This window comes from Kitasatospora sp. NPDC101157, assembly GCF_044768255.1.
In the GTDB taxonomy this organism is placed as follows: Bacteria; Actinomycetota; Actinomycetes; order Streptomycetales; family Streptomycetaceae; genus Kitasatospora.
Genome location: NZ_JBIWPL010000005.1, coordinates 192,937 through 209,401, shown reverse-complemented (window position 1 = coordinate 209,401; position 16,465 = coordinate 192,937). Strand labels below are relative to the sequence as shown.

The 16,465-nt window shown below is 72.6% G+C and carries 17 protein-coding genes and 1 riboswitch; of the genes, 2 read left to right on the top strand and 15 right to left on the bottom strand.

Going from position 1 to position 16,465, the window contains the following annotated elements; genetic code table 11:
- Positions 1 to 320 precede the first annotated feature (320 nt).
- The gene (locus ACIRVF_RS13445) at positions 321 to 824 is read left to right on the top strand and encodes a transcriptional regulator (protein WP_030056198.1); all 504 of its coding nucleotides are present in this window, start codon (positions 321 to 323) and stop codon (positions 822 to 824) included.
- A gap of 90 nt (positions 825 to 914) precedes the next feature.
- On the opposite strand, the gene ACIRVF_RS13440 is transcribed toward ACIRVF_RS13445, so the two are convergent.
- The 6 genes from ACIRVF_RS13440 to ACIRVF_RS13415 all read right to left on the bottom strand — a co-directional run bounded on the left by ACIRVF_RS13440 (position 915) and on the right by ACIRVF_RS13415 (position 6,321).
- Positions 915 to 1,841 (bottom strand): hypothetical protein, encoded by a 927-nt coding sequence (locus ACIRVF_RS13440; protein ID WP_402816421.1) that lies wholly within the window; start codon positions 1,839 to 1,841, stop codon positions 915 to 917.
- Positions 1,842 to 2,000: 159 nt separating this feature from the next.
- A complete protein-coding gene (locus ACIRVF_RS13435; RefSeq protein ID WP_402816420.1) occupies positions 2,001 to 2,822 on the bottom strand; it encodes a thioesterase family protein in 822 nt (273 codons plus the stop codon).
- A gap of 123 nt (positions 2,823 to 2,945) precedes the next feature.
- Positions 2,946 to 3,383, bottom strand: coding sequence for a transcription antitermination factor NusB (gene nusB / locus ACIRVF_RS13430; RefSeq protein WP_350508646.1), 438 nt, complete (start codon positions 3,381 to 3,383; stop codon positions 2,946 to 2,948).
- 4 nt (positions 3,384 to 3,387) lie between these two features.
- Positions 3,388 to 3,951, bottom strand: coding sequence for an elongation factor P (gene efp / locus ACIRVF_RS13425; protein ID WP_045692866.1), 564 nt, complete (start codon positions 3,949 to 3,951; stop codon positions 3,388 to 3,390).
- 79 nt (positions 3,952 to 4,030) lie between these two features.
- A complete protein-coding gene (locus ACIRVF_RS13420) occupies positions 4,031 to 5,137 on the bottom strand; it encodes a M24 family metallopeptidase (RefSeq protein ID WP_402816419.1) in 1,107 nt (368 codons plus the stop codon).
- A 65-nt stretch (positions 5,138 to 5,202) separates the two neighbouring features.
- Positions 5,203 to 6,321, bottom strand: a complete 1,119-nt coding sequence (locus ACIRVF_RS13415; protein ID WP_402816418.1) for a HoxN/HupN/NixA family nickel/cobalt transporter — start codon at positions 6,319 to 6,321, stop codon at positions 5,203 to 5,205.
- A gap of 31 nt (positions 6,322 to 6,352) precedes the next feature.
- A riboswitch (cobalamin riboswitch) is annotated at positions 6,353 to 6,547 on the bottom strand.
- An 81-nt stretch (positions 6,548 to 6,628) separates the two neighbouring features.
- Here ACIRVF_RS13415 and ACIRVF_RS13410 point away from each other — a divergent pair.
- Positions 6,629 to 7,012 (top strand): ArsR/SmtB family transcription factor, encoded by a 384-nt coding sequence (locus ACIRVF_RS13410; RefSeq protein ID WP_402816417.1) that lies wholly within the window; start codon positions 6,629 to 6,631, stop codon positions 7,010 to 7,012.
- Between the two features lie 40 nt (positions 7,013 to 7,052).
- Here ACIRVF_RS13410 and ACIRVF_RS13405 read toward each other — a convergent pair whose 3' ends face one another.
- From ACIRVF_RS13405 to mltG (ACIRVF_RS13365), 9 genes are all read right to left on the bottom strand, one after another.
- Positions 7,053 to 7,862 carry an Fpg/Nei family DNA glycosylase gene (locus ACIRVF_RS13405; protein WP_402816416.1) on the bottom strand — a complete coding sequence of 270 codons (810 nt, stop codon included), beginning with the start codon at positions 7,860 to 7,862 and terminating at the stop codon, positions 7,053 to 7,055.
- A 78-nt stretch (positions 7,863 to 7,940) separates the two neighbouring features.
- Positions 7,941 to 8,840, bottom strand: coding sequence for an AAA family ATPase (locus ACIRVF_RS13400; RefSeq protein WP_402816839.1), 900 nt, complete (start codon positions 8,838 to 8,840; stop codon positions 7,941 to 7,943).
- A gap of 141 nt (positions 8,841 to 8,981) precedes the next feature.
- Positions 8,982 to 9,410, bottom strand: coding sequence for a type II 3-dehydroquinate dehydratase (aroQ, locus tag ACIRVF_RS13395; RefSeq protein ID WP_380421788.1), 429 nt, complete (start codon positions 9,408 to 9,410; stop codon positions 8,982 to 8,984).
- Positions 9,411 to 9,418: 8 nt separating this feature from the next.
- The gene (gene aroB / locus ACIRVF_RS13390) at positions 9,419 to 10,510 is read right to left on the bottom strand and encodes a 3-dehydroquinate synthase (RefSeq protein WP_402816415.1); all 1,092 of its coding nucleotides are present in this window, start codon (positions 10,508 to 10,510) and stop codon (positions 9,419 to 9,421) included.
- Positions 10,503 to 11,024 (bottom strand): shikimate kinase, encoded by a 522-nt coding sequence (locus ACIRVF_RS13385; protein ID WP_402816414.1) that lies wholly within the window; start codon positions 11,022 to 11,024, stop codon positions 10,503 to 10,505. The genes aroB and ACIRVF_RS13385 overlap by 8 nt, the downstream gene beginning before the upstream one ends.
- Complete coding sequence (gene aroC, locus ACIRVF_RS13380) at positions 11,021 to 12,205, bottom strand: chorismate synthase (protein ID WP_402816413.1); 1,185 nt, start codon at positions 12,203 to 12,205, stop codon at positions 11,021 to 11,023. Before aroC ends, ACIRVF_RS13385 begins: the two co-directional genes overlap by 4 nt.
- A 173-nt stretch (positions 12,206 to 12,378) precedes the next feature.
- Positions 12,379 to 13,209: a shikimate dehydrogenase gene (locus tag ACIRVF_RS13375; protein ID WP_402816412.1), complete on the bottom strand. Its 831-nt coding sequence runs from the start codon at positions 13,207 to 13,209 to the stop codon at positions 12,379 to 12,381.
- A gap of 34 nt (positions 13,210 to 13,243) precedes the next feature.
- Positions 13,244 to 15,040, bottom strand: a complete 1,797-nt coding sequence (gene mltG, locus ACIRVF_RS13370; RefSeq protein WP_402816411.1) for an endolytic transglycosylase MltG — start codon at positions 15,038 to 15,040, stop codon at positions 13,244 to 13,246.
- Positions 15,041 to 15,226: 186 nt separating this feature from the next.
- Positions 15,227 to 16,444, bottom strand: coding sequence for an endolytic transglycosylase MltG (gene mltG, locus ACIRVF_RS13365; protein WP_402816410.1), 1,218 nt, complete (start codon positions 16,442 to 16,444; stop codon positions 15,227 to 15,229).
- Positions 16,445 to 16,465: the final 21 nt, after the last annotated feature.

Genomic DNA, 16,465 nt, shown 5'->3' with positions numbered 1-16,465 from the left:
TCCTTCCCCGCCTCACGGGACGGGCCTTAAAGGATGTCTGGGAATCTGCCCCCGCCGACCGGGCGCGGGCTTCGGGTCATCCTACCAGCGCCCCGGAGTGGCAAACGGACGTCCATCATTCCGCTTCGCCCGGTTAACGCCCCGGACGCGCCGCCGATGCGGGCCATTCGCACGGCTGCCCCATTCGGCTTGACGCAACTACCTTACTCTACGTAACCTCACAGTGAGTTACGAGACTGGCGTCGAACCCACCGGTAGCGACGTCGGCAATCGCCCGTGACCCACCACTGAACGCGAAGCAATCTCGTCCGGGGAGATCAATGTCCAGCGACTACGCGAAGCAGCTCGGAGGCAAGCTCCGAGCGATCCGCACTCAGCAGGGGCTCTCCCTGCACGGTGTCGAGGAGAAGTCCCAGGGGCGCTGGAAGGCAGTCGTCGTCGGCTCGTACGAGCGCGGCGACCGTGCGGTCACCGTGCAGCGGCTGGCCGAGCTCGCCGAGTTCTACGGCGTTCCGGTGCAGGAGCTCCTGCCCGGCGGTACCCCGGGCGGCGCGGCCGAGCCGCCGCCGCGCCTGGTCCTCGACCTGGAGAGACTGACCCAGGTCCCGTCCGAGAAGGCCGGCCCGCTGCAGCGCTACGCGGCGACCATCCAGAGCCAGCGCGGCGACTACAACGGCAAGGTCCTCTCGATCCGCCAGGACGACCTGCGCACTTTGGCCGTGATCTACGACCAGTCGCCGTCGATCCTCACCGAGCAGCTGATCTCCTGGGGAGTGCTCAACCCCGACGCGCGCCGCGCGGTGCGCGAGGAGGACGCGAGCTGAGGCTCGCCGACCAGCAACAGCAGGCAGAAACGTCACGGCGCGGTCCCGGACTCCGGGGCCGCGCCGCGGCGTTTCCCGAACCGGGCGGGTTCAGCAGACCGTGCCCAGGCTGTAGCCCGGCTGCGCCGCCACGCCGTCCAGCCGCACCGGACGGGCGGCCGGCGCCCAGTCCGGACCGCCGCTCGACCAGGCCCAGGCGGCCGGCAGGTACTCCCCGCAGGAGGCCGCCGAGCCCTGGGAGCCGTGCAGCACCGCGACGGCCGGCAGCTCCAGCGCCAGCCCGGCGCACAGCACCGCGCAGACCAGCTCCAGCTCCTCGTCGTTGATCCGCACCACGCCGTCCTCCCACTGGAGCACCCGGGCCGCCGCGGTCAGCCGCCCGCCCGGCGCCTCCACCCGCAGCCGCAGCTCGTACACCCCGGCGCCCGCGCCGACCAGCATCCGGCGGAACACCTCGCTCCCGCGCTGGTGGGCGGCGCGCACCCAGCGCGCGTGCTCCTCGTCCGCCTCCGCCCGGTCCGCGCCGCCGAGCAGCGCGCCGTCCAGCAGCAGGTCGGCGTGGCGGAGCGTCAGCCCGTTCTCCCGGGCCCGGACCAGCCTCGGCACGAAGTCCCCGGCCAGCTCCTCGCCCTGATAGGCCAGCAGCTGCGTCTGCAGCGGCGGGTTGACCAGGTAGCGGTCGCGGGCGGCGGACTCGGCCGGGTCCAGTCCGTGCAGCACGCAGAACTCCTCGAAGTCCTGCGGGTGGAACATCCGGGCCCGGACGGTCTCGAAGCGCTCCAGCGCGTCGGCCAGCAGCTCGGCGGTGTCGGCGAGGTAGCGCTCGTAGTCGGGCGCGTCGCTGATCCCCCAGGCGCGGGCCCGCGTGAAGTCGGCCACGTTGGTGAGCACCCCGATGACGAACGCCTGCTCGGCCCCCTCGTCCCGTCGCGGCCGGTGCGGCGCCCGCAGCGCGGGGCGCAGGCCACCGGCGGTGCAGTCGGAGTTGCGGCGGGCGCGGCCCTTGCGGCTGGTCATCGGAGGCTCCTGGCGTCGGCGGACGGCCGTCGGCGGTGACGGTCAGCGGCGGGGCTCGCCGCTGACCGTGTTACTCCCCAGTTCCGCGCGTCGCACACGTACGGCGTGTCACAGGAATGTAACCACCGGTAATACCGTTGCGGTGCGGGTGAAGACGCCCTAGCGCGGCGCCCGGGCCAGCTGGCGGGACTGGGCGACCAGACGGCCGGCCTCGTCCCAGATCTCGGCGTCCTCCTCGAAGTAGCCGCCGGCCAGGTTGCGGGTGGAGTGCACGACCCGCAGCCAGCCCGGGGCGGGCTTGGCCCGCAGGTGGACGGTCAGCTCGATGGTCGGGGCCCAGCCGGGCAGGCCGAGGTCGAAGGTGACCGGCGGCAGCGCGTCGGCGACCAGCAGGAGCAGCAGCGGGTCGGGCTCGCGGCCGTCGGCGAGCCGGAACCAGCCCTGGATCCGGCCCTGGCCGGAGGGCTGCCCGAGCGCCCAGCCGACGGTGGCCGGGTCGAGCCGCAGGTCGAAGCGCTCCAGCAGGGCGGCCTGCTCGATCAGCTGCTTGGGCGCGTGCTCGACGCCGATGCACCGGTCCGGCGGCGGCAGCTGCGGCGGGGTGGCGCTGGTGCGCACCTCGCCCTCGACGGCGCCGAGGTCGCCGTGGCTGGCCACCACGCGCAGGCGTTCGACACCGTCCTGGCTGAGCGAGGCGGTGCCGGTGGACAGGCTGCGGCCGGTGCGCAGCACCTCGGTGCGGACGGTGGCCGGGCCGGGGGTGGAGGCGGACAGGTAGTAACCGCTGATCGACACCGGGTCCGGGTGCTGCCCGTGCTCCAGCGACAGCGCGTGTCCGGCCACGGCGAGCAGCAGTCCGCCGTTGACCCCGCCGCCGATCTGCCAGCCGGCGCCGAGCTCGGCCTCGTAGCGGCCGGCCTCCTCGGGATGTCCGGTCAGGGCGATGCCCAGGTCGAACTCGCTGCGGGTCGCGGTGGTCATGGGGGTGCCTGCCCTTCAAGTTACTGGCGAGTAGGCCCCCACCCTACGCCTGCCCCGTGGAACGCGGAATGGCCGTCGGATCCGAGATCTCGGATCCGACGGCCATTGCGCAGGGCGTCACCGTTACCGGCGGATGCTCGGCTTCAGCTCCAGGAAACGGGCGAGCATGCCGTTGACGAAGGCCGGGGAGTCGTCCGTGGAGAACTCCTTGGCGATCTCGACGGACTCGTCCAGGACGACCGCGTCCGGGACGCCGTCCTCCCAGATCAGCTCGTAGGCGCCGAGCCGCAGGACGTTGCGGTCCACGATCGGCATCCGGTCGAGGGTCCAGCCCACCGCGTACTGCTCGATGAGGTCGTCGATGCGACGGGCGTGCTGGACGTACCCCTCGATCAGCTCCATCGTGTACTCGCCGACCTGCGGGGTGCCCTCGTCGGGCTTCGGCTCGCGGGCGCGGGCCACCCAGTCGGCGAGGACCTGCTGCGGGTCGACCCCGCGGTGGTCGGCCTCGAAGAGGATCTGGAAGGCCCGGGTACGGGCCTTGCTACGTGCGGCCGACACGGACTTACTTCACCCGGCCGAGGTAGCTGCCGTCGCGGGTGTCGACCTTGACCTTCTCGCCAGTGACGACGAACAGCGGCACCTGGATCTCGGCACCGGTCTCCAGGGTGGCCGGCTTGGTGCCACCGGTGGAGCGGTCGCCCTGGACGCCCGGCTCGGTGTGCTCGATGGTCAGCTCGACGGCGGCCGGGAGCTCGATGTACAGGACGGCGCCCTCGTTGGTGGCGACCAGGGCCTCGAAGCCCTCCAGCAGGTACTTGGCGGCGTCGCCGACGACGGCCGGCTCGACCGTCAGCTGGTCGTAGGTGTCCATGTCCATGAACACGAAGTTCTCGCCGTCCTTGTACGAGAACTGCATGCCGCGCTTGTCGACGTTGGCGGTCTCGACCTTGGTGCCGGCGTTGAAGGTCTTGTCGACGACCTTGCCCGTCAGGACCTCCTTGAGCTTCGTACGCACGAAGGCCGGGCCCTTGCCGGGCTTGACGTGCTGGAACTCGACGACGGACCAGAGCTTGCCGCCCTCCAGCTTGAGGACCATGCCGTTCTTGAGATCGTTCGTGGAAGCCACGGGCGCACTTACTCCTGGATATAGCTGTCAAGGAACCAAGGTTTTCGCGTCCTGCCGTCGACGGCCTTCGGGGCCGCCGTCACAGGGCGAGGAGCTCCTTGGTGGTGATGGTGAGCAGCTCGGGCCCGCCCTCTTCGAGGGGGCGCACGACGAGCGTGTCCTCGATCCGGACCCCGCCCTTGCCCGGGAGGTGGACCCCCGGACCGACGGTGACCGGTACGCGGCTGTCCAGTTTACCCATGTCCGACGGACCGAGACGCGGCGCCTCCCGGATCTCCAGCCCGATGCCGTGGCCCACCGGGTGCGGCGAGGCCTCGGAGTGGCCGGCCGCCTCCAGGACCTGCCGGGCCACCCGGTCGGGCACGCACTGCTCGACGCCCGGGCCGAGCGCCTCCCGGCCGGCCCGCTGGGCGCGGAAGACCAGCCGGTGCAGCTCGACCTGCCAGGGCGCGGGAGCGGCGCCGATCACGAAGGTCCGGGCGGTCGAGACCCGGTAGCCCCGGTACTGGGCGCCCATCACCACGGTGAGGAAGTCACCCTCCTCCACCCGGCGGTCGGTCGGCTGGTGGGCGGGCTGGCCGGAGTGGCTGCCGGTGCCGACCGAGACCGGGAAGGCGGCCCGGTCGGCGCCGTGGTCGATCATCCGGCGTTCCAGCTCCATCGCCAGGTGCCGTTCGGTGCGGCCGACCAGGATCGACTCCAGCAGCTCGCCGAGCGCCTGGTCGGCGATCTCGGCGGCGATCCGCAGGTCGGCGATCTCGTGCTCGTCCTTCACCACCCGCAGCCGCTCCACCACCTGACCGAGGTCCCCCAGCCGGGCCCCCTCCGCCACCTCCGCGACCGCCCGGTGCCGGGTGACGGTCAGGTCGTGCTCCTCCACCACGAGGTTCCGCACCCCGAGCCGTGCGGACGCGGCAGCGGCCGCCAGCGCGGTGTCCGCCCCGGTCGGCACCGGCACCTGGGTGACCTCCGGATCGATCAGGTGCTCCCCCGAGTCGTCCGGCGGCAGGTCGTCCGGCAGCGACAGCAGCGCCCGCTCCCGGGTCAGCAGCAGCGTCGCCCCGCAGGGCGCGCAGCCCGTCAGGTACCGCACGTTCGCCGCCCGGGTGACCAGCGCCGCATCGGCCCCGGCCGCACTGCAGTGCGCCCTCACCCGCTCCCGCCGCCCCGCGTACGCATCCACCATGCGTCGAGCCTACGAACCCCCGGCCGGAACCGCCCGCCGAGCGCCCGCGAAGAGCGGCGTGACCGCTACTTCGGCTGTTCGGCGGGCGTCCAGCGCTTCTCGACGCCCGCCAGCTTCCAGTACGCGATGGCGATCGCCCACACCACCACGAACAGCCCCGCGATCGCGTAGCCGACGTTGTCCAGCGAGATGTCCGCGATGAACCCGGTCACCGGGTCGGTCAGGTCGAGCTTCTCGTGCAGCACGCCGACCAGCTCGATGGTGCCGATGATGAAGGCCACCGCGATCGACAGCCCGGTGATGGTCAGGTTGTAGTACACCTTGCGCACCGGGTTGGAGAAGGCCCACTGGTACGCGAAGTTCATGAACGTCCCGTCCAGGGTGTCGAACAGGCTCATCCCCGCCGCGAACAGCAGCGGCAGGCAGATGATCGCGTACCAGGGCAGCCCGGCCGCCGCGCCCGAACCGGCCATCACCATGAGCGTCACCTCGGTCGCGGTGTCGAAGCCCAGGCCCAGCACCATGCCGACCGGGAACATCTGCCCGGGCCGGGTGATCGAGCGGGTCGCCCGGTTGAGGATCCTGGCCATGAAGCCGCGCGAGTTGAGGTGCTCCTCCAGCTCGGCCTCGTCGTACCTCCCGGCCCGCATCGAGCGGAACACCTTGAGGATGCCGAGCAGCGCCGCCAGGTTGAGCGCGCCGATCAGGTAGAGGAAGGCGCCGGAGGCCGTGGTGCCGACCACCCCGAGCCACTTGTGGGTGGCCGAGTCGTCGTCCATCAGGGTGTTCGCCAGCTGGGCGCCGCCCGCCACCAGGGCGGCCATGACGACCACCATCGAGGAGTGGCCGAGCGCGAACCAGAAGCCCACCGAGACCGGCCGCTTGCCGTCCGCCATCAGCTTGCGGGTGGTGTTGTCGATCACCGCGATGTGGTCGGCGTCGAAGGCGTGCCGCATGCCCAGGGTGTACGCGGTGATGCCGAGGCCGACCCCGAAGACCTGGGTGCCGACGGCGTAGTCGTGCGGGGCGACCAGGAAGACGAGCGTCCCGAACGCCACCACGTGCATGGCCAGGATCACCCCCATCAGCCCGGCGGTACGGATGGTGTCCTCGCGCTTCCACCGGAAGGTGGGCAGCACGGAGGGGGCCGCCTCAGCGGGTGTGGCGGTTTCGGGCAGGGTCATCTTCGGATCACGCTCCAGCACCTCGTGGAATGACGTCGTGAGATGCCGTGGCCGGTCTCCTGGCTTACGGGACTTCCGGACCCGCCTTCCCAGGCGCACGAGGCGCCCAGTGGCACGTGGGTCCGGACAACTACCCCCCGATCACAGTGGCGAGGGCCGCTCCGGACTGGGACCTGTTGATGGTCCGTCACCGGTCTTCCCGAGCACCACGGCGGGGAACACCGTAGGGGCAGGACCTCACCCTCGCAAGGTTGCGCACCTGTGCAGGTGTCCAGGATCACAGGTCGTGAGCTGCCAGAATGTCCGCATGCATCTCGTACCGGCCGACCGCGCGGGCCACCGCACCATCGACGGCCACCGGGTCTGCGAAGCCATCGCAGCCATCGGTGACACCGAGCACGTCCGCTCCTGGGCCGAGCGGTTCTCCCTGCTCGCCGACCCCGGACGGCTCGCCCTGCTGCTCGCCCTCCACCGGGCCGGCCCGCTCGCCGTCAGCGACCTGGCCGTGGCCACCGGCATGCGCGACCCCGCCGTCTCCCAGGCCCTGCGCCTGCTCCGCACCGCGGGGGTGGTCACCGGTGACAAGGACGGACGCGTGGTGCGCTACCGGCTCGTGGACGACGGCCTGCACCCCCTCCTCGACGAGTGCGCCGCCGCCGAGCACGAGGAGCCGGCCGCGGCCGCGGGCTGACCGGGCCGACTCGGCCGCGAGCGCCGCGAGTTCACGCGACTCAGGCCGCCTGGCAGGTCGGGCACCAGAACAGGTTGCGCGCCGCGTGCGCCTCCGTCCGTACCTCGGTGCCGCAGACCAGGCAGGGCATCGCGGCGCGACGGTAGACGTACACCTCGCCGCCGTGGTCGTCCACCCGGGGCGGGCGGCCCATCGCCTCGGGGGTGTGCTCGGGACGGACGGTGTCGATCCGGCCGGCGGCGACGCCCTCGTGCATCAGGGCGACCAGGTCGGCCCAGATCGCGTCCCACTCGGCGCGGGTGAGGTCGCGGCCGGCCCGGTGCGGGTTGACGTGGTGACGGAACAGCACCTCGGCGCGGTAGACGTTGCCCACCCCGGCCAGCACCTTCTGGTCCATCAGCAGCGCGGCGACCGTCGTCCGGCTGCCGGATATCCGGCGCCAGGCGGCCTCCGGGTCGGCGTCGGCCCGCAGCGGGTCGGGGCCGAGGCGGGCGGCGACGGCGGCCTTCTCGGCGTCGGTGACCAGGGCGCAGGTGTTGGGGCCGCGCAGGTCGGCGTAGCCCTCGTCGTTGGCCAGCCGCAGCCGGACCAGACCGACGGGCTCGGGGGCGGCGCCGGTGCCGAAGCTGAAGCCGCCGTAGAGGCCGAGGTGGATGTGCACCCAGGCGCCCTCCTCGAAGCCGAGGAAGAGGTGCTTGCCGGTGGCCTCCGCGCCCGTGAGCAGCTGCCCGTCGATCGCCTTGGCCTCGTCGGCGAAGCGGCCCTGGGGGCTGGAGACCTGCACCGGGCGGCCGCCGAAGGCCTTCCGGTTCTGGCCGGCGAGGCGGTGGATGATGTGGCCTTCCGGCACGGGCGTCAACTCCCCGGGTGGTTCTGGCGGACCGTTCCATCATCGCAGCCGCCACCGACAGGGCCACGAATCCGCAGGTCAGCGGACCGGCATCCCCATCAGCCGGGCCAGGATGACGCGGTCCAGCTCGGCCGCCGTACCGGCGACGTCCAGATAGGAGTTGTCGATGATCGGCAGCCCGGAGTTGTACCAGCCGGCCATCCGGCCGTGGATGCGCGCCACCTCCTCGTCACCGAGCCGCCTGGTCCCGCTGCGGCGGGCGTTGCGGCGCAGCACCGAGTCCAGGCTGGGCAGCAGCACGACCGGGATCATGCCCGGGCCGATGTGCCGCTTCCAGCCGCCGAGACCGATCGCCGGGCGATCCGGGAAGACGGCGTCGTCGATGATGCAGGAGATGCCGTTGGCCAGGTAGTTGCGGCAGGCGAAGCCGCAGGTGCGACGGGCCAGCCGGTACTGGGCCTCGGAGGCGTTGTTCCAGCCGGACTGCGGGTTGGCGAAGCCCGACTGCACCCACTCCCGGACGTCGTCCAGGCTGATGTGCGCGGTCGGGGTCCCGCGGCGCTCGGCCCAGTACCGGGCGACGGTGGTCTTGCCCGCCCCGGCCGGTCCGATCAGCAGGACGGCGATCGGCCCGGCGGGGGCGTGCCGTTGCGGCGGGTGGGCGGGGAGCTGGACGGGCGTGCCGGCGGGCAGCACGAAGTGCCCGGTGCCACCGGCCGGTACGGGCGCGCTGGGCGCGGACGGCGGCGCTGCGGCCGGGGCCTGAGCCTGGGCGGGTGCCGCAGGCGGGGCGGGCGTCGGTGCCGGGGCCTGGGCGGGCGCCGCAGGCGGGACGGGCGCCGCAGGCGGAGCAGCAGCCGGCGCCGGCCCCGGGCCGGTGGCGGGAGCGACCGCGGGCCGAACCGTCGGCGGCGGCGGCGAGGGCGGCGGAACCGGCGCCCCCGAGGGGGACACCCCCGTACCGCCCCCCGGCGGCACCGGCGGAGCGGCGGGACGCGGCGGGACCTGCCCACCTCCGGCGTACTGCGTCACGGCACCTCCTCCCGACACCTCTCAGCGGGGACACTACACGGCGGCCCGGCGGCGGGCACAGTCCGCCGCCGGGCCACTGACCAGCAGTCAGCGCGAGGTCAGCTGCTCCGCCAGCGCCCGCAGCGCCAGCTCGTACGACCCGATCCCGAACCCCGCGATGGTGCCGGAGGCCACCGCCGCGATCACCGAGGTGTGCCGGAAGGTCTCCCGCGCGTACGGGTTGGAGATGTGCACCTCGATCAGCGGTGCGGTGCGCTGCGCCGCGGCGTCCCGCATCGCGTACGAGTAGTGGGTGAACGCGCCCGGGTTGATCACCACGGGCACCTTCCCGTCGGCCGCCTCGTGCAGCCACTCCACCATCTGCTGCTCGGAGTTGGTCTCGTGTACCTCGACCTCGAAGCCGAACTCCTTGCCCAGCGCGGTGCAGCGCTCGACCAGCCCGGCGTACGAGGTGGCGCCGTAGACGTCCGGCTCCCGGCTGCCCAGCCGGCCGAGGTTCGGGCCGTTGAGCACCATCACCCTGGTCACGCCGAGACCTCCGCGTACGCGGCGACCAGCAGCGACGGGTCGGGGCCCTCCAGCACGGAGGTCTTGCCGAGGCCGTCCAGCACGATGAAGCGGATGAGATCGCCGCGCGACTTCTTGTCGATCTTCATCGCGTCCAGCAGCTTCGGCCAGGCGTCCGCCCGATAGGTCAGCGGCAGGCCGACCGAGGCCAGCACCGTGCGGTGCCGGTCGGCCGTCTCGTCGTCCAACCGCCCGGCCAGGCGGCCGAGTTCGGCCGCGAAGACCATGCCGATGGAGATCGCCGCGCCGTGCCGCCACTTGTAGCGCTCGTTGCGCTCGATGGCGTGGCCCAGGGTGTGGCCGTAGTTGAGGATCTCGCGCCGGCCGGACTCCTTGAGGTCCCCGGAGACGACGTCGGCCTTGACCTGGATGGCCCGGCGGATCAGCTCGACGGTGTGCGGGCCGGCCGGCGACTTGGCGCCCTCCGGGTCCGCCTCGATCAGGTCGAGGATGACCGGGTCCGCGATGAAGCCGCACTTGATGACCTCGGCGAGGCCGGAGACGTAGTCGTGCCTGGGCACGGTCTCCAGGGTGCCGAGGTCGGCCAGCACGCCCACCGGCGGGTGGAAGGCGCCGACCATGTTCTTGCCCTCGGCGATGTTGATGCCGGTCTTGCCGCCGACGGCCGCGTCGACCATGCCGAGCAGCGTGGTGGGCATGGAGATCCAGCGCACCCCGCGCAGCCAGGTGGCCGCCACGAAGCCCGCCAGGTCGGTGGTCGCGCCGCCGCCGAGGCCGACCACGACGTCGCTGCGGGTGAACCCGGTCTGCCCGAGCACCGACCAGCAGTACGCGGCGACCTCGGCGCTCTTCGCCTCCTCGGCGTTGGGCACCTGGAGCGCGATCGCCTCGTACCCCTCGCCGGCCAGGTCCTCGCGGATGGCGTCGGCGGTGGCGGCCAGCGCCTCGGGGTGGATGATCGCGACCCGCTTGGCCCGCGTACCGATCAGCGGCGCCAGCTCACCGAGCAGCTGGTGCCCGATCAGCACGTCGTACGGGTCGTGGCCGGCGCTGCCGCCGACGTGGATCCTGACGGTGGTGTCAGTCATGGGGGGTCTTCAGCTCCAGTGCTTCCAGTACGGCGTCCGCGACCTGCTCGGGGGTGCGGTCGGCGGTGTCGACGACGGCGGTGGCCACCTCCAGGTAGAGGGGGCGGCGGGCGTCCATCAGCTCGCGCCAGCGGGCCCGCGGGTTGACGGCCAGCAGCGGGCGCGGGGCGTCCAGGCCGACCCGCTTGACCGCGTCGCCGAGCGGGACCTCCAGGAAGACCACCGGCAGCTCGCGCAACAGCTCACGGGTGGCCTCGGCCATCACCGCGCCACCGCCGAGCGCCAGCACCCCGCCGTGTCCCTCGGCGGCCGCGCGCACGGCGCGGACCTCCAGCTCGCGGAAGTGCGGCTCGCCCTCGTCGATGAAGATCTCCGGGATGGGCTTGCCGGCCAGCGCCTCGATGTCGGCGTCGGTGTCCCGGAACCCGACTCCCAGGCGCTCGGCCAGGACCCGCCCGACGGTGGACTTGCCACTGCCGGGCGGACCGACCAGCACCACGACGGGCGCAGTCATCGGATGATCAGGTTGTCGAGGTAGCCCTGCACGTTGCGACGGGTCTCGGAGACGTTGTCGCCACCGAACTTCTCGCTCACCGCGTCGGCCAGCACCAGCGCGACCATCGCCTCCGCGACGATGCCGGCGGCCGGCACCGCGCAGACGTCCGAGCGCTGGTGGTGCGCCTTGGCCGGCTCGCCGGTCCGGACGTCCAGGGTCTGCAGCGCCCGCGGCACGGTGGCAATCGGCTTCATCGCGGCGCGCACCCGCAGCACCTCGCCGGTGGTCAGGCCGCCCTCGGTGCCGCCGGAGCGGCCGGAGGTGCGCTTGACGCCCTCGGGGGTCGGGACGATCTCGTCGTGCGCCTTGGAGCCCGGCACCCGGGCCAGCTCGAAGCCGTCGCCGACCTCGACGCCCTTGATCGCCTGGATGCCCATCAGCGCGGCGGCCAGCCGGGCGTCCAGCCGGCGGTCCCAGTGCACGTGCGAGCCGAGGCCCACCGGCACGCCGTACGCGAGCACCTCGACCACGCCGCCGAGGGTGTCGCCGTCCTTGTGGGCCTGGTCGATCTCGGCGACCATCGCCTTCGAGGCGTCCGCGTCCAGGCAGCGCACCGGGTCGGCGTCCAGCCGGGCCTCGTCCGAGGGCAGCGGCACCACACCGGCCGGCGCCTTGGCGGCGGCCAGCTCGACCACGTGGCTGACGATCTCGATCCCGGCCACCTCGCGCAGGTACGCGCGGGCGACGGCGCCCAGCGCGACCCGGGCGGCCGTCTCCCGGGCGCTGGCGCGCTCCAGGATCGGCCGGGCCTCGTCGATCGAGTACTTCTGCATGCCGGCCAGGTCGGCGTGGCCGGGGCGGGGGCGGGTCAGCGCCTCGTTGCGGGCCAGGCCCGCCAGCACCTCGGGGTCGACCGGGTCGGCCGACATGACCTGCTCCCACTTCGGCCACTCGGTGTTACCGACCATGATCGCGACCGGGCTGCCCATGGTCAGGCCGTGCCGGACGCCACCGAGGAAGGTCACCTCGTCCTGTTCGAACTTCATCCGCGCCCCGCGGCCGTAACCGAGCCGGCGGCGCGCCAGCGCGTCGGCCACCACGCCGGTGGTGACCGGTACACCGGCGGGCAGGCCTTCCAGCGTCGCGACGAGTGCGGGGCCGTGCGACTCCCCCGCCGTCAGCCAGCGCAACGTACCCAACGGAGCTCCTTCATCAGCGGACCGGCCCACGGCACCGCCGCGGCCCGCCCGAGCGTGCCTTCTGCCCGAATCCTTTCATGCCCCGGCGGCACCCGGGGGCACAGTCCGCGTGACGGACGGCAACCGGTCACCCAACGAAACGATCTCGCCGCGGCAGCGCCGAAGGGCAGGTCCTACCGGTCGGCGAGCGCCTTCTCGCCCGCCTCGCGCATCGCCGCCAGCGGGCCGGGCGTGCGGCCGGTGAAGGCCTCGCTCTGCAGCACCGCCTGGTGCACCAGCAGGTCCAGGCCGCCCAGGACGGTCGCCCCGCGCTCGGCGCAGGCGGCGGCCAGGGCCGTCGGCCACGGGTGGTACAGCACGTCGAACAGCGCGCCCGGGGCCGCCGTCAGCGCGTCGGCGAAGGCGTCGGTCGCCCCGACCGGCGTGGTGGAGACGGTCAGCGGGCGCTCCAGCGCCTCGGCGCCGCGCTCCCAGTCGGCGGTCCGCACCGCGACGCCGAGCCGCTCGCCCAGCTCGGCCATCTCCCGGGCCCGCTCGGCGCTGCGCACGTACACCGTCACCTCACCGGTGCAGACCTGGGCCAGCGCCGCCAGCGCCGAGGAGGCGGTCGCCCCGGCGCCGAGCACGGCGGCGGCGGACACCTCGGTGATGCCGCGCTCGCGCAGCGCGTTGACCAGCCCGGGGACGTCGGTGTTGTCCCCGGTGCGCCGCCCGTCGGCGGTGAACACCACGGTGTTCACCGCGTCCACCGAGCGGGCCGTCGCACTGACCTCGTCCAGCAGCGGGATGACCGCCCGCTTCAGCGGCATGGTCAACGACAGCCCCGCCCACTCGGCCTCGTCCAGCCCGGCGAGGAAGCCGGGCAGGCCGGCCTCGTCGACCTCGAAGCGGTCGTAGCGCCAGCCGTCCAGCCCGAGCGCCGCGAAGGCGGCCCGGTGCAGGGCCGGCGAGAGCGAGTGGGCGATCGGCGAGCCGAGGACGGCCGCCCGGTGCTTGCTGGTCAACTCTGCCTCTCGGTAAGCGGGTTGCTCGCGACTGCTACTTGGTGGTGCAGTGGCCGCGGGCCTCGTCGAAGCCCTGCCCGGCGTTCGTGCAGTACTCCTTGACGTTGGCGTAGTGCTCCTTGGCCGTCTCGGCGAACCGGGTCTCGGTCGGGGACATCGCGATGAAGTACAGCCACTTGCCGTCCGCCGGGTGCAGCACCGCGTTGATCGCCTCGTCGCCGGGGTTGGAGATCGGCGTCGGCGGCAGGCCCGGGTTCAGGTAGGTGTTGAACTTGTTGGACGCGTTGTCCATGTCGCTCTTGTTGAGGTCCTTGCGACCGAGCGAGTACTGCAGCGTGGTGTCCATGCCGAGGCGGTGGTGGGTCTCCGGCTCGTTGGCCAGGCGGTTCTGGATGGTCTTGGCCATCTTCGCGAAGTCCGCGGTGTTGTTGCCCTCGCGCTGCAGGATGCTCGCCTCGATGATCACCTCGTAGCCGTTCTTGAGGCCCACCGAGGCGGCCTGGCCGTCCAGGTTCGCGTACTTGTCGGTGGCGTTCTTCACCATCTGCTTGAGCAGGTCCTCGGGCTTCATGCCGTCGGCGATGTTGTAGCGGGTCGGCCAGAGGAAGCCCTCGATGTTGCCGTTCGCGTACGCGGGCAGGCCGAGGTCGTTGACCTGGGCCTTGGCGACGCCCGCCGTGGTGCCCTTCTGCAGCTTCAGCTTGGTGTCGATCATGGCGTAGATCTCGGAGGAGTTCTTTCCCTCCGGGAACACGATCGCCGCGCCGCCCGCCTGGTCCAGCAGCTCCTTGAGCGCGGCTGCGGCCGGCATTTCCTTCTTCATCCCGTAGAAGCCCGGCTGGATGCTGCCGCACTTGGAGTCGGCGTCGCAGGCCTTGGAGAACGCGTCGACGCTCTTGACCACGCCGGCGTTCTTCAGCGCGAGACCGATCTGACCGCCGACCGCACCCGGCTTGACCTCGACCTGGACGGAGCCGGTGCCCTCGCCGGTGAAGTCCGGCGGCGGGCCGAAGTGGTCCTGGTAGAAGCCGTAGCCCCACCAGCCGGCGCCGCCGAGCAGCCCGACCAGCACCAGGGCGACCACCAGGCAGGCGCCGCCGTTGCGACGGCCCGCCTTCTTGCCCTTCTCCTTGCGCTTCTTCTGCGCCTCGCGGGACTCGTCCTGCTCGCCGAGGAAGCCGGTCCGCTCGGCTTCGGCGTGCTCCTCTACGTACCCCTCGTCGCCGTGCTGCGCGTCCTCGTGGTGGCTGTCCCACTCCTCGGCCTCGGGCTCGGCCGCCCCGGCGACCGGGTCGGCGCCGGACTCCAGCGCGGCGGCCTCGGCCTCCCAGTCGATCCCGTCCGGTCCCGGACCGGAGGCGGGCTCGGGCGCCGGGGCCTGCGGCTGGACCTGCTGCGGAACGGGCTGCTGCTGGACCTGCTGCTGAGGCATGCCCTGCTGCTGCATCGGCATCTGCTGCTGCGGATAACCCTGCTGGGGCATCCCCTGCTGCACCGGCATCTGCTGGGGGTAGCCCTGCTGCGGCATCCCCTGCTGCTGGTAGCCCTGATCGAAGCCCTGATCGAAGCCCTGCTGCGGGTAGCCCTGCTGCTGGTACCCCTGCGGGTAACCCTCCTGCGGCATGCCCTGCTGCACCGGCTGCATCGCCTGCTGCTGCCCGTACCCGCCGTACGGCTGCTGGATCTGCTGGCCGTGCTGCCCCTGCTGCGGGTACTGCTGCTGCCACTGGCCGTCCTGCTGGCCGGGGACCGGCTGCTGGCCGCCGTACCCGGGATCACCGGGGTGCCACGGCTCGCCCTGGGGGCCGTAGCCCCGACCCAGATCGGTCATTGATCCCCTTAACCGACGGTGACGACCGGAGGATCGGACCGGCCGTCCGGGACGACGCAGTCCCGGCTGATTCTCGAACCGGCGTGCTAGCGCAGCGCCTGGGAGGAGACGTTACCGTACCGCAGCCGTGCCCCCGCCCGGGCGAACACACGGTCAGTGAGCGACCTCACCCCGGCACACGCGCCGTCACGGCCTGCCCGCGCCCTGCGTCGAGGGCGTGCCGGGGCCCGGAGAGCTCGGCTTCGCCGCCCGCGCCGCGTTGAACTCCGCCACGTTGCGCTGGTGCACGTCGTAGTTGTCGGTGAAGCGGGTGTCGCCCGGCTTCACGGTCACGAAGTACAGCCAGTCCCCGGGCGTCGGGTCCAGCGCCGCCATGATCGCCTGCCGCCCCGGGTTGGAGATCGGCGACGGCGGCAGCCCCGGGTGCAGGTAGGTGTTGTACGGGGAGTCCAGCCTGGTGTCGGTGACCGTGGTGTTCAGGGTCGAGCGCCCGAGCGCGTAGTTGATGGTGGAGTCCAGCTGCAGCGGCATCCCCTTGGCCAGCCGGTTGTAGATGACCCGGGCCACCTTGCCCATGTCCTCGGTGTTGTCGGCCTCGCCCTGCACCATGCTGGCGACGGTGACCAGCCCGTACAGGCTCTGCCCGAGGTTCTGCGCGACCACGTTGGCGTCGTCCCGGCTGAACTCCTTGCCGGCCCGGTCCACCATCTGCTTCAGCAGGTCCAGCGGGGTGGTCCCGTCGGTGACGGCGTAGGTGGCGGGGAACAGGTAGCCCTCCGGGCTGCCGTTGGCGAAGTCCGGCAGGCCGAGCTCGGCGCCCTGCTCCTTGGCGGCCTTCTGGGTGGTGCCGTCGGGAAGCTTCAGCTTCTTGTCGATCGCCGCGTAGATCTGGTAGCCGCGCCAACCCTCGGGGATGGTGAGGCCGTTGGCGTTGGCCGGGTCGATCAGGACGGACAGCGCGGCCGCGGCCGACATCTTCTGCTTGAGGGTGTACGTCCCGGGCTGGATCCGCCCCGCGGCCGCCGCGCTGCCCTTCGCCGCCCGGGTGAAGGCGAGCGAACTGGCCACCACCCCGTTGCGGACCAGCGCGGAGGCGATCTGGGACAGGCCCGCGCCCTCGGGCACCGAGACCTGGACGCTGCCGCTCCCCTGGCCCGCGTAGTCGGCGGCCGCCGGGGGCCTGCGCTGACGCTGGAACCAGGTGTAGCCGGTGACGCCGATCCCGCCGAAGACCGCGACCAGCGCGAAGGCGGTGAGCGCGCAGGCCAGTCCGTTACGCCGTCGGTGGGGATCCGGCGCATCGGGGCGCGGCCGGGGCGCGCCCGGCGGAGGGGCCTCCCGTTCGAGCACCGGCGCACCGAGGTGGCCCGGGGTCAGCCCTGGAAGGAAGTCCTGGTCGGTCATGGCTCGCGGCCCCCTCGGCGG

Bases quoted from the DNA above. Each gene is read 5' to 3' on its own strand.
- ACIRVF_RS13445 (WP_030056198.1), top strand. From the start codon at position 321: ATGTCCAGCGACTACGCGAAGCAGCTCGGAGGCAAGCTCCGAGCGATC.
- ACIRVF_RS13440 (WP_402816421.1), bottom strand. From the start codon at position 1,841: ATGACCAGCCGCAAGGGCCGCGCCCGCCGCAACTCCGACTGCACCGCC.
- ACIRVF_RS13435 (WP_402816420.1), bottom strand. From the start codon at position 2,822: ATGACCACCGCGACCCGCAGCGAGTTCGACCTGGGCATCGCCCTGACC.
- ACIRVF_RS13420 (WP_402816419.1), bottom strand. From the start codon at position 5,137: ATGGTGGATGCGTACGCGGGGCGGCGGGAGCGGGTGAGGGCGCACTGC.
- ACIRVF_RS13415 (WP_402816418.1), bottom strand. From the start codon at position 6,321: ATGACCCTGCCCGAAACCGCCACACCCGCTGAGGCGGCCCCCTCCGTG.
- ACIRVF_RS13410 (WP_402816417.1), top strand. From the start codon at position 6,629: ATGCATCTCGTACCGGCCGACCGCGCGGGCCACCGCACCATCGACGGC.
- aroQ (WP_380421788.1), bottom strand. From the start codon at position 9,410: ATGGTGCTCAACGGCCCGAACCTCGGCCGGCTGGGCAGCCGGGAGCCG.
- aroB (WP_402816415.1), bottom strand. From the start codon at position 10,510: ATGACTGACACCACCGTCAGGATCCACGTCGGCGGCAGCGCCGGCCAC.
- ACIRVF_RS13385 (WP_402816414.1), bottom strand. From the start codon at position 11,024: ATGACTGCGCCCGTCGTGGTGCTGGTCGGTCCGCCCGGCAGTGGCAAG.
- mltG (WP_402816411.1), bottom strand. From the start codon at position 15,040: ATGACCGATCTGGGTCGGGGCTACGGCCCCCAGGGCGAGCCGTGGCAC.
- mltG (WP_402816410.1), bottom strand. From the start codon at position 16,444: ATGACCGACCAGGACTTCCTTCCAGGGCTGACCCCGGGCCACCTCGGT.